Source organism: Alphaproteobacteria bacterium, assembly GCA_030680745.1.
GTDB lineage: Bacteria > Pseudomonadota > Alphaproteobacteria > JAUXUR01 > JAUXUR01 > JAUXUR01.
In genome coordinates this window covers 45,088-56,876 of the sequence record JAUXUR010000077.1, presented here as the reverse complement: position 1 = coordinate 56,876, position 11,789 = coordinate 45,088, and the positions used below count along the sequence as shown (strand labels likewise).

The window sequence follows — 11,789 nt, the reverse complement described above, 5'->3', positions numbered from 1 at the left end:
TTCATGTATTCATGTATCTTAAAGCACACAACGTCACAACTCTAAAGACACAGGATCACTTGCTAAGCTATAGAATTAATTTGAGAGTGCTTTTTTACCCTCATGAAAAAAATCTTTCAACCTTAGAACGAGCTCTTCCATAGCCTCTTGCGGCCCAATCGTAATACGTAAACATGACCCTGATAATCCCGGAAGATTTAATGCGCGCGTTAATATATGACGATCAAGCAAATATTCTTGTAAATCTTGTGCCGTAACACCCGAATTTTCTTTAAAAAGCAACAAACTAAAATTCGTATAAGTTTTTTGATATTCTAGCCCAAGTTGATCCAATTCTTTTTCAAACCAATTACGCCAATATAAATTATGCGCAACGCATTTTTGCACAAACATCTGATCAGCAAGTGCTGCAATTGATACTTCTTGCGCAACAGAATTTACATGAAAAGCAAGCCTGATACGATTGATCACGGAAATTATATCAGTTGAGACATAAGCCCAACCAACACGAAGTGCTGCAAGTCCGTAAATTTTTGATAATGTACGCGTCATCACAACGTTAGGATATTGATCCACCAAAGAAGAACCCGTCCCATACTCACCCTCAACCATATATTCAGCATAGGCCGAATCAATAATAATCAAAACGTTAGAAGGAACAGATTCACATAAACGCTTCAATTCAACTAAAGGCACAAAAGTACCTGTAGGATTGTTAGGATTGGCAATACAAATAATACGCGTTTTAGGTGAAATATTTTCTAAAATTGCATCAATCTGTGTTGTCAGATTATTTTCTTTGGCAAGGACAGCTTTTGCCCCTTGTGCTTTTGTTAAAATGGGAAACAAAAAAAAGCCATTTTCAGAAAGAATGACTTCCTCATCAATCCCAACATAGGCTCTAAACAATAAAGACAAAATTTCATCTGAACCATTCCCCAAAAGAATGTTTTCAGACGATAAATGATGAAGATCGGCAATTGCTTTTTTAAGTGCTACAGCACCTTGATCCGGATAACGATTAAGACGCGTATACGCTTTTTGATAGGCGCTTAAAGTGTGTTGTGATGGTCCCAATAAATTTTCATTGCTCGCCAGACCCCAAATTTTAGAATCCTCAGGTAAAAAACCACCTGCTTTATAAGGTGCAATATCTAAAATACCTGGATTGGGGATCAATTTTAACATCTTTACAGCTCTCTATTCGCTGGCCTATAACACCAAAGCAATTTTTTTATACAAAGTTTTCTAATTGTATACTAAATTTTTAAAAATTATAAGTAGGTGGGCCCATTTTTTTCTTGATTTTACCTAGCATATATGGGACCTTCTTGGGAAACGTAACTACCCACCCCCCCTCTAGACTAACAACCAAGCATATGTGGCAAAGTCTAGAAAAGACGAGAACCGACACGGAATGTACTTAAGTACATGAGTACCGGAAGCGCAGACTTGACGACGAATTTGTCCATAGGGTTGGCTGTTACTTGGAAATAATAAATTTGGTGCTACATGTCTTTATCTCTTGCAGAATCACTCTCTGAACTTAACAATCCTTTGGATTGCATTGAAGAAATTTTAGCTTCTCGCGAATGGAGCTTTGAGCGTATTTCAGAAGATGAACTTCATGTAGATGTTACAGGACGTTGGTGCGATTACAGGCTTCATTTTTTATGGCGCGATGAATTAAGCGTTCTGCATTTTACAGTCCTTTTTGACATTAAAGTCCCTAAACCCAAACGAGCCCCCCTTTATGAATTAATGGCAAAAGCCAATGAAAAACTTTGGTTTGGGCATTTTGCGTATATTCAAGAACAAGGCATTCCTTGTTACCGCCATGCTTTACCTTTCCGGGGCATGCTTAAAATGAGCAATGAACAAATTGAAGATCTCGTTGAAATAGCGCTTGATGAATGCGAACGTTTTTATCCAGCCTTCCAAATGGTTATCTTAGATAATAAAACCACGAAAGAAGCCTTTGAAGTTGCCTTATTTGAAACGCTTGGAGAAGCCTAATGCAACGCCTTTTGCTCATTGGTTGTGGCAAAATGGGCGGTGCTATTCTTAAAGGTGTTGTAGAGCAACATGCGGATTTTCATATAGATATTATAGATCATCACGCAAATGCTAGTCTATTTTCTGAAAATAAAAACTTACATTTCTATACATCAATTGAGCAGGTTAAAAGTAAACCAGATTTAACGATTCTTGCTGTTAAGCCACAACATATGACTGAACTTCTTGAAAACTTACCCAAAATCGTTAAAAACTCAAAAACTTTTTTATCTATTGCCGCTGGCAAAACACTTCATTATTTTGAACAATATTTAGGTTCCCATACGCCTATTATCCGCACAATGCCCAATACACCTGCTTCCATCGGCAAAGGTATCATCGCATGCATCGCCAACAAATTTGTTTCCCCAACTATAATAGATGAAGCAAGCATTTTATTGCAATCCACGGGCGATGTTTTATGGATTGAAGATGAATCCCTTATGGATGCGATCTCTGCCGTTTCAGGATCTGGCCCCGCATATCTTTTTTATTTTACAGAAATGCTTGAAAAAGCAGGAATTCAAAATGGATTACCACCCGAGATTGCTAAAATTCTTGCACGCAAAACAATGATTGGTGCAGCACATTTAATGGAGCAAGATGACACCCCCCTTGAAACATTAAGACGCAATGTCACAAGCCCTAATGGCATGACTGAAGCAGGCCTTAAAGTGCTACAGCATGATGATGCGCTTAACGTTTTACTGAAAGAAACATTGAAAGCAGCGAGTAAACGTTCCAAAGAGCTTGGTGCGTAATCTTACACTCAATATATCTCATTTTATTTTTTATTGCAGAACGTACAAAATTATTAACCTATTGAAAAATAAACAAATACTTAAAATCATCCCTCAAAAAAAATCAAAATCTAAGTATTTTATACGTATATTTTAATTTGAATTAATTTGATAAAATGCCAATCATGCTGATTAAGCATTAATCAGCGTGTTAAAATGCAATGGGTTCATCTTGATGTTTCCCGAGTGTAAAATTATAAAGGAAAATACTTATGACAATTAAAAGTTTTAGAACAATTGTTTTGTCGACAATTTTGTCGGTTACTTTTATGGCCACAAATTTTCAAAATCAAGCAATCTCAATGGAAAGAAATATACAGACCCCAGATGAAGAGCTTATCTTAGCCGTCAAAGGGTATAAGAAAACAGGCGCAGCTGTATTGGTTGGGATGATAAATCCGATCGTAGGCGCCATGATTGCGTGCGCTCCCAATGACGAAAAAGACCGTGATCTCGTTAAGATACAAAAGGCGTTAGATAATGGTGCAGACGTTAATTATAGAGATACTTTTACTTGGACTCCTCTTTTATACGCTGCTTATGGCGGATATCCTAAGATTGCTCAATTTTTACTTGAAAATGGTGCTGACAAAACTTTAGCGCCGACTGAAAGAAATATTCAAGATTGGAGGGGATACACACCTGTGAAAGTTGCTGATTATTACTTAAACGACTATACAAAACATAAGCAAACTTGCGAGCCTGACATGATTGAATATTATGATGAACTAATTCAAAGATATGCTCAGCTTGTAGAGATACTTAAGTAAGATAGAAGAGCTACTAACAATAATATAAAAGGTTGTTGTGGTGGCGATTATATGGTGTTGATATATGGATAAAGTCAAAAAAACACCAGACTTTTCTACATATCAACACCCTTACATTCATAAAAAAAGACCACCAGAATAGTTTAGAAATAACAAATTAGTGTTTAATGACAAAAGTTGATTTTTTAACTGAATTTCCACACCCCCTCCAAAAAAAAAAAAGAAGTAGGATGGTTCGCAAAGACGATATCCTTTTATGTTCTTTTTAATGCAGACTCACACATTTTAATTCAACGACATTTTAATTTCCAAATTCGCCTTCATAGAACACAAAACTATCAACCTATTGAAAAATATATAAACATAAAAATTTTCATCCCAACAAAAATAAAAAACCCAGTATTTTTTACGGGTATTTTCAATAAAACAAATGCTGTATTATAAAATTCATTCAGTTTATTATTTAATAAATATAAATTGATGCAAATTAATCAAATTTTAAAATTAACAAGGCATTAAAATGAAAAAAACACTATTAACATTTTCTATTCTACTTTCATCGCCTGTTTTCAATACATTTGCCGTTGGTGGTGATAATATAATTGAAATCGACTCTTTATCCATAGAACAACTTCAAGCTATCACAAACGATGTATCAAAATCTGAATACGAACGATTGGATGCTTGCAAAAAATTGTTAAACCTTTCTGAAGATAGAATAGAGGAGACTCTATTTTTATCTTTAACTCATGTGATTAACCGTCTTGCTATAGATGGACAAGATTTAAATGTTAAATCTGAAGCTTTTCATGTATTTCATAGTGTAATCGAGCCTAGACTTTTGGAGATTTTACAAAACACTAATGATAAAACTGTCAAATTGGAAGCGCTTGCAGAATTCTGGTATAACCCAGAAGTACGCACTTCATGTCGTGATTTATTAAATCCTATATTGTTAGATCTTATGCAAAATGCAAAAGATGAAACGACTAAATACATAGCCATCGTTACGTTGCTCAGCGACCAAAAATCTATATATGAACACCGCAATGCATTAATCCATACGCTTTTGGATCTTGCACAAAATGCAAAAATTGACACACTCAGATTTTATGCAATCACTACACTGCAGAAATTAGACTATTTAGACTATTATGCATTAATTCATAAAATAAATGCACACCATAATACATTAATGCCTACACTTTTGGATCCTACTCAAAATACAAAAGATGAAAAGGATCCACTCATAGCAATCATTACACTGGAAAATGAAACACAAGAAAAAATTATATATTATAATGACTTAAAATTAGACATTGTTCTAAATGGTTCTGATGGAATAATTCGTGACAAAGCAATAGATTCTATATTATTATCTAGTCCAAAAATTATTACACAGCACGAATTAATATTATGCGATACCTTTAAAAAAAGACTTAATGAAGAACCCGACAATATGAACCTAAAGCTTAAAACCTATCTGATGTTTGGGGCTCCCTTCCAAGAAGAATTTGATTGTTTTATAAAAGAACACTGGCCTATTATGAATAATAATGAAAAAAGTTTCCTTTTGAAGGACTTAATCTCTCTTTTTGGTGCTGAAAATCCCCGCGTCAAAGAATTATTATTCTTATGTGCACACGAAAAGGATCATTATGATAGAGCATTAGAGGTCTATATAGATTTACTTTTAAAACTTGAAAAGCCTTTTACACACAATCCAAACGTTTTCGCATTAAAAATCGAAGGAAAAAATGAAAAAACTCTTCGCTTTGCTATCAATTCAGAAATATTTGATTACTTTACAATAAAAAATCAAGAAGCTTTAGCAACCCTTGATGATGTTGATTTTATCCTTGGCGCCGATACAGATATCACTATAAAGACTATTCGAAACGACTCTGATTTTAAAAGCTATTTCACAGCACCTTTTTCAGAAGAATCTATAATACTTCAAGCCATGATTAAAAAATTTAAAAAAATGGGTGAAAATGGTAAGGAAAAGCTGATCTGTTTAATGTATGATATGCATCAAAACGCACATACCAAAAACAAAGCCATTATTGATCATTATTTAATTGAATCAAAATCTCTTCCTTTAGCTAAACTTAAAAATATAACTGATTGGTTGATTCGTCTTAAAGAAAATTCTTATTTATCAGATGAAGATATAAAAACATCTTTTAATATGTCGAGAAATCAATTAATAACACTCGTTTCAGATATGCTGAAACCTAATCATATACTCCGTAGATATTTGACTGATCTTAACACAGAAGAAGTACAGCTTTTTAAAGCATTATTAGGATCTATTATAGAACTTGAAGAACATACCAATCCGAATGATCAAAAAAAATTAGGGGAAACCTTAAAATCAGCACTTAATATTTTGCTGCAACTGTCTAATTCAAAAGTATACATTAAAAGATACAATGTACCATGTAAAAAACATTACATTTATTCGCAATCAACAAACTCAGAAAATTTTACCAACACACTTAATAAACTATGTGAAGCACATCAAATTTATTTACCTGCGAATACATTTGACGAACAATCATATTCATTAACTTTCGAAAATATAAAAAAGATATTCATAAAAGAATTAATTAATATTAAATATGAAAGTATTAATGAATTAAATGAAAAATTAGTAGGAAAAAAATATTTTATAACACCTTATGAAGTCGAATATATTAAAGATATTCTAGGCGGTGCAATTGGATTACGAAATCCTCATAAAGCACCAGATTTTTGGCAGAGAGCCTCTCTGTTCGATTTAACATCAAAATCTTTGCAAGAAATTTTAGATTTATTTCATGAGGATTTCACCGTAGATAAAATCATTAATTATATTGAGATGCTTATCTCAGATAAATTCCATACTTTTGATTCTGAAACTGGCATAGACACAACTTGGAATGAGATAAGTATTATTGCAAAAGAAGAATTACGCATCAAAGGAATAGATGAATCAATCGTTGATTTGTATATGTTTTACTACAGTGAAAATGGACAATGGAGAAAAAAACTCGCCATGGCTTTGTTTTTAACAAAACTTGGTATTTTAAACGAAGTTGATGAAAACGGTAACCCTGTTGCGGATAATAACGTTATCCTCGATTAGATTTTTACACTTGTTTCCTGGATCTGACTTGACCCAATGGGTTCTGTCCGATTCAGGAAGACAATGATAACACGAACACGGAAATTAACTTCATAGGAAATCTAAGGTTTCCGTCGTTGCGATGAGCCGAAGGTGAAGAAGCAATCCAGAAAAAATGTTCGAAAAACTCAAAATATCGATTTTTAACTGGATTGCCACACCCCCTGCAGGGGTTCGCAACGACGATATCCTTTTATGTTCTTTTTAATTCAAACGGACACACTTTAATTCAGCTATGTTTTAATTTCCAAATTTGCGTTATATAGTCGATAGAGCTGAGATTCATACAAAAAATGATCGTGTATCAATCCGACTCAATCGGCTATAATCAAAACCAAATATCTGGAGAGCCCCTATGAACAACACATCTTTAGCTAAAATCTTAAAGCCGATTTTTGAATTTATAGGTGTTCATGGTTGGAATAATACGTCCCTTTACGCCCTTTCCCAAACAACAGATTTAGGCCTTGCTGATTTTCATGCATTTTTTCCTAACAAAGCAGAAATTCTTAAAAAATTTGGCAATATGATCGACAACGAAATTCTATCGCAATTTGCTGATGACATAAGCAATGATCCCCATGATGCCTTATTCGATATGCTCATGACACGATTTGAACTCATGGCGCCCTATAAAAAAGGTATTCTTGCGATTTACAATGATACAATTGGTCACTTAAGCGTTGATCTTATCAAGACACTCCCCCATATCCTGCAATCCCTTACTTGGATGGGATCTTTGATCCCAAAACAAAATTATGATGCCTTTAAAAAATTTCCCACGCTGAAACTTTCGTATTTATATTTTCAAACAACGCGCACCTGGCTTTGGGACGAAACCGACGAACTAAGTCTTACCATGGTTGAAATTGATGAACGGCTAAAAGAAATCGAACAATTCTCAACGCGCCCAAGTATTTTTTCATTTGTCACAAAATTTTTCAAATAGAACTTTTATTTAAAAATATGATACAATGAATCAAATACAACAAAACACAGGGAGAATATAATGAAAAAAACTTTTATTGCTATGACGCTTGCATTATTTGCAACTCATGCAGCCTATAGCGCGTCAATACTAGCAGTAGATCCAGTACCACCAGCAGATGGATATCAAGCAGCAAAAAATAGCGAAATTTGTTCACAAGACTGGACAACGAACTCAAAAGGTAACACTTCTGTACTTTTTGACGATGGCAAGGGTTATAAGCGTAGTTTTAAAAAAATGGAATACATTGAAGCTTGCAAAAAGGGCAAATTACCCGTCCTTAGCAGCATGAAATAAGTTTTATTTTACAAAAGCTGAGATAATTATATTATCTCAGCTTTATTGTTATATTTACATAAGAATGCATTCCCTTATGCTTTGACAAAATTATGATGCTTTTAAAAAATTTCCCACGCTGAAACTTTCGTATTTATATTTTCAAACAACGCGCACCTAGCTTTGGGACGAAACCGACGAACTAAGTCTTACCATGGTTGAAATTGATGAACGGCTAAAAGAAATCGAACAATTCTCAGCGCGCCCAAGTATTTTTTCATTTGTCACAAAATTTTTCAAATAGATTGTTTAATAAAACATATGATATAATTAATTGAATGAAACAAAATACAGGGAGAATATCATGAAAAAAGTTTTTATTGCTATGACGCTTGCATTTTTTGTAACTCAAGCAGCCTATAGCGCACCATTATCATCTGTACAGCCAGCACCCGTTAAAGGCGTTCAAACGGCAAAGGATGATGCGACTTGCCAAAGTGATTGGACAAAATACTCAAAAGGCAAAGACTATGTCAAATTTGCTGTAGGCGGATTTGTAGGTGTACGCAGCTTTACAAAAGACAATTACATCAAAGCGTGCAAAGAAGGTACATTACCTGCCACTAAACCTATGTCGTAAAATATATTTTACAAAGCTGATTAGACACTCTATATCAGCTTTGTTATTATTCAAGATCACTATACGTAAATTAAACTCTTTTAGCCTTCATACGTTCTCTAAAAGCTATATAAAGAAATCCCCCAACACCAACACTCAATGCGATCGGAATAATAGAGATCCCATATGAAAATGCTTCAGCAGCATCTACATCATCCATAAAATCAATAATATATCCAATAATTGTATGAAAGAAATAGCCAAAGCTCATAATAATCATGTTGGAAATGGCTGTTGTAAGCCCCACAATTTCTTCTCGTACATAGGTTGAGGCTTTATACAAAGCAAGAATTTGATAAGCACAACATATGCCAATAAGAATAAAAACAATATTCATTATTAAAGGTGACATTTCACCTGAGAGCAATGCAATAAAACCAATAGCCATCACAAAACCCGCAACAATAAGTGTCATCATATATTGTCCTGTTTTTTCTGCGATTAAACTTAAAATTGGTCCCCCAAAGCACATCCCCATAAAAATGCGAGACGGTAATGTTGATGCTATTGCATCGTCATAAGAATATACCTCTTTCAAGAATTGCGTCCCCCAAGCATCTGCAAAACCTTCTAATGGACCAACCATTAAACCAGCAAACAATGATAAAAAAATAACTTTAGGCTGCGATAAAACTTCTTTAATATCAGATACAATACTTGCCCGAGACGTTTTTTCAATATAAGGCATGATTAAATAGGTAACAACAGCAAGCGCAACACCCATTATTGCAAATATGCCCACAACTTTTTGATATCCCATAAGCGCGCATAAATCGCTTAAAGGTCCACCTGCATAAATAGCACCAATCAAACCAATCGTGACTGAAAAACTAAGCATACGCGAAAAATGCTTCTCGGCAAAAATCATACGTATAATTTTAAACAGACAAATCGCTGCAGCTGAAGATCCAACACCCATTAAGGCACGCCCTATTAGGGGGTAAATCCAATTTTCAGCAAATAATATTGGCAAAAGACCAATAACCATAAGCAAAATACAAATAGGCATCACTCTTTTAGGTCCAAAACGATCGAGCATAATACCAATAGGCAAATGAACTAAAGCATATGTAATATAATAAATACCTGACAATTGACCAAATATTGTTGCATCAATTTGAAACTGATTCATAATATCATCATACATGATATTTGGCATTACCCTTAAAATATATTGATAGGCATAGAATATTGATGCCAAAAGCCAAACTATCCATACAATAAAACGTGATGCAGACATTTATTATCTCTTTTTTTAAATTGTTTAACTTTTTGTAGATCAAAATTAGAACGAGGCTTTTTTAGGAACATTAAAAAAATACTATAAAAATGAAAAAAAATACAAACATTAATTTACAGTTTTTTAATTAAGCCTTTTCTGCTCTGTTATTATAAAAAATAAATAGATAATGAATTATACTAAAAATTAATTTATAAATCAATAATAAGTTAACTATATTTACATTAACATAAATAATGAATTATAAAAAACATCCAAAGAACAATTATCTTAATACTATCGATTAAGCTTTTTTTAGTCTCATACGTTCTTTTAAGGCAAGCAAAACGAAACCAACAACACCTATACTCAACATAACAGGGATAATGCCAACGCCATAAACAAAGGATTTAGAAGGACCTTCATTTTCCATTAAATTAATAATAAGCCCAATAAAAGTATGAAAGACATACCCAAAACTCATAATAATCATATTAGCAACAGCTGTTGTAAGCCCTACAACGCCCTCACGTACATAAGTTGACGCTTTGTAAATAGCAATAATTTGATAGGCACAACAAATACCTACAAGAATAAAACTAAACCCAATAATTGTGGGGGTCATTTGACCTGAAATCAAAATGAAGAAACAAACGGCCATCAAAAGCCCAGCACCTATAACTGTCGCCAAATAATGACCCGTTTTTTCAGCAATCAAGCTTAATATTGGCCCTCCAAAGCACATCCCAATAAAAATCATTGATGACAAACTTGAAGAAACAACACTGTCAAAGGAATACACATTCTTCAAAAATTCTGTTCCCCAAACATCTGCAAAACCTTCTAATGGACCAACCATGAAACCAGCGAAAAGACACAAATAAATAACACGAGGTTCCGACAAAACTTCTTTAACATCTGAAAGAATTGCAGTTTTGGGCGTTTTAGCCATTTCAGGCACAATAAAATAGGTAACAATTGCAAGCACAACACCTATAAAGGCTAAAATAGTTACAACCATTTTATACCCTAAAACAACACACATGGAACTTATCGGTGCACCACCATAAATGGCACCAATGAGACCAATTGTGACTGAAAAACTAAGCATACGCGTAAAATGCTTTTCAGTAAAAGTCATACGAATGATTTTAAACAATCCAAGAATAGCGGCTGACGACCCCATACCAATAAGCGCACGCCCTAAAAGAGGATAAATCCAATTTTCAGCAAATAAAATTGGTGTCAAACCAATCACCGTCAATAATGTACAAATGGGCATGATCTTTTTAGGTCCAAAACGATCAAGCATTATACCCATTGGCAAATGCATTAATGAATAGGTAATATAATACACACCTGAAAGCTGTCCAAAAATTGTCGTATCTATCTGAAATTGATTCATAATATCATTGAACATGATATTAGGCATAACGCGCAAAATATATTGATATGCATAAAATATTGAAGCGACAAGCCACACGGCCCAAATAATAAAACGTGAAGGAGACATTTCGATACCTACTCACAAAAAATATTTAATTTCCAGACGTCTAAACCAAAAAGACTTGATCATATGATCACTTATAAATTCCACAAAGTAAAAGCCACCACCTTCGCAAAAAAAATGCCTACGAACGTACAAACAGTAATTAATAGTGTATTTTACGATCCATCCAACGAAATTTACATTACCATGGGTTAATGTAAATTTATTAATGACTTTCAATAAGTCTAAAAAAGCTAAGCAAAAATGTCAAATAAAAACCATTACTGATTAGATTAAAATACATAATATTTTGTACATTACTTTGACACCCGCTACACATAAGA

Annotated in this window: 10 protein-coding genes; 7 read left to right on the top strand and 3 right to left on the bottom strand. The window is 33.8% G+C overall.

Annotation, left to right across the window (positions count from 1 at the left end):
- Positions 1 to 75 precede the first annotated feature (75 nt).
- The gene (gene hisC, locus Q8L85_09450) at positions 76 to 1,188 is read right to left on the bottom strand and encodes a histidinol-phosphate transaminase (GenBank protein ID MDP1724910.1); all 1,113 of its coding nucleotides are present in this window, start codon (positions 1,186 to 1,188) and stop codon (positions 76 to 78) included.
- 324 nt (positions 1,189 to 1,512) lie between these two features.
- Between hisC and Q8L85_09445 the strand changes: the two genes are divergently transcribed.
- The 7 genes from Q8L85_09445 to Q8L85_09415 all read left to right on the top strand — a co-directional run bounded on the left by Q8L85_09445 (position 1,513) and on the right by Q8L85_09415 (position 8,698).
- A complete protein-coding gene (locus tag Q8L85_09445; GenBank protein ID MDP1724909.1) occupies positions 1,513 to 2,016 on the top strand; it encodes a YbjN domain-containing protein in 504 nt (167 codons plus the stop codon).
- Positions 2,016 to 2,816, top strand: coding sequence for a pyrroline-5-carboxylate reductase (proC, locus tag Q8L85_09440; protein ID MDP1724908.1), 801 nt, complete (start codon positions 2,016 to 2,018; stop codon positions 2,814 to 2,816). Before Q8L85_09445 ends, proC begins: the two co-directional genes overlap by 1 nt.
- Before the next feature lie 251 nt (positions 2,817 to 3,067).
- Entirely contained in the window at positions 3,068 to 3,625 is a 558-nt protein-coding gene (locus Q8L85_09435; protein MDP1724907.1) for an ankyrin repeat domain-containing protein, read from the top strand.
- Positions 3,626 to 4,145: 520 nt separating this feature from the next.
- Complete coding sequence (locus tag Q8L85_09430) at positions 4,146 to 6,755, top strand: hypothetical protein (GenBank protein MDP1724906.1); 2,610 nt, start codon at positions 4,146 to 4,148, stop codon at positions 6,753 to 6,755.
- Between the two features lie 394 nt (positions 6,756 to 7,149).
- The gene (locus Q8L85_09425; GenBank protein ID MDP1724905.1) at positions 7,150 to 7,743 is read left to right on the top strand and encodes a hypothetical protein; all 594 of its coding nucleotides are present in this window, start codon (positions 7,150 to 7,152) and stop codon (positions 7,741 to 7,743) included.
- A gap of 60 nt (positions 7,744 to 7,803) precedes the next feature.
- Positions 7,804 to 8,079, top strand: coding sequence for a hypothetical protein (locus Q8L85_09420; protein ID MDP1724904.1), 276 nt, complete (start codon positions 7,804 to 7,806; stop codon positions 8,077 to 8,079).
- A gap of 343 nt (positions 8,080 to 8,422) precedes the next feature.
- Complete coding sequence (locus Q8L85_09415) at positions 8,423 to 8,698, top strand: hypothetical protein (protein MDP1724903.1); 276 nt, start codon at positions 8,423 to 8,425, stop codon at positions 8,696 to 8,698.
- 70 nt (positions 8,699 to 8,768) lie between these two features.
- Here the strand turns inward: Q8L85_09415 and Q8L85_09410 are convergent, their stop codons facing one another.
- Both Q8L85_09410 and Q8L85_09405 read right to left on the bottom strand, forming a co-directional pair.
- Positions 8,769 to 9,977 carry an MFS transporter gene (locus Q8L85_09410; GenBank protein MDP1724902.1) on the bottom strand — a complete coding sequence of 403 codons (1,209 nt, stop codon included), beginning with the start codon at positions 9,975 to 9,977 and terminating at the stop codon, positions 8,769 to 8,771.
- Between the two features lie 283 nt (positions 9,978 to 10,260).
- Positions 10,261 to 11,469: an MFS transporter gene (locus Q8L85_09405; GenBank protein MDP1724901.1), complete on the bottom strand. Its 1,209-nt coding sequence runs from the start codon at positions 11,467 to 11,469 to the stop codon at positions 10,261 to 10,263.
- Positions 11,470 to 11,789: the final 320 nt, after the last annotated feature.

Excerpts from the sequence above, each read along its gene's own strand:
- Q8L85_09410 (MDP1724902.1), bottom strand. The coding sequence starts at position 9,977 with ATGTCTGCATCACGTTTTATTGTATGGATAGTTTGGCTTTTGGCATCA.
- Q8L85_09425 (MDP1724905.1), top strand. The coding sequence starts at position 7,150 with ATGAACAACACATCTTTAGCTAAAATCTTAAAGCCGATTTTTGAATTT.
- hisC (MDP1724910.1), bottom strand. The coding sequence starts at position 1,188 with ATGTTAAAATTGATCCCCAATCCAGGTATTTTAGATATTGCACCTTAT.
- proC (MDP1724908.1), top strand. The coding sequence starts at position 2,016 with ATGCAACGCCTTTTGCTCATTGGTTGTGGCAAAATGGGCGGTGCTATT.
- Q8L85_09415 (MDP1724903.1), top strand. The coding sequence starts at position 8,423 with ATGAAAAAAGTTTTTATTGCTATGACGCTTGCATTTTTTGTAACTCAA.
- Q8L85_09430 (MDP1724906.1), top strand. The coding sequence starts at position 4,146 with ATGAAAAAAACACTATTAACATTTTCTATTCTACTTTCATCGCCTGTT.
- Q8L85_09435 (MDP1724907.1), top strand. The coding sequence starts at position 3,068 with ATGACAATTAAAAGTTTTAGAACAATTGTTTTGTCGACAATTTTGTCG.
- Q8L85_09420 (MDP1724904.1), top strand. The coding sequence starts at position 7,804 with ATGAAAAAAACTTTTATTGCTATGACGCTTGCATTATTTGCAACTCAT.
- Q8L85_09445 (MDP1724909.1), top strand. The coding sequence starts at position 1,513 with ATGTCTTTATCTCTTGCAGAATCACTCTCTGAACTTAACAATCCTTTG.
- Q8L85_09405 (MDP1724901.1), bottom strand. The coding sequence starts at position 11,469 with ATGTCTCCTTCACGTTTTATTATTTGGGCCGTGTGGCTTGTCGCTTCA.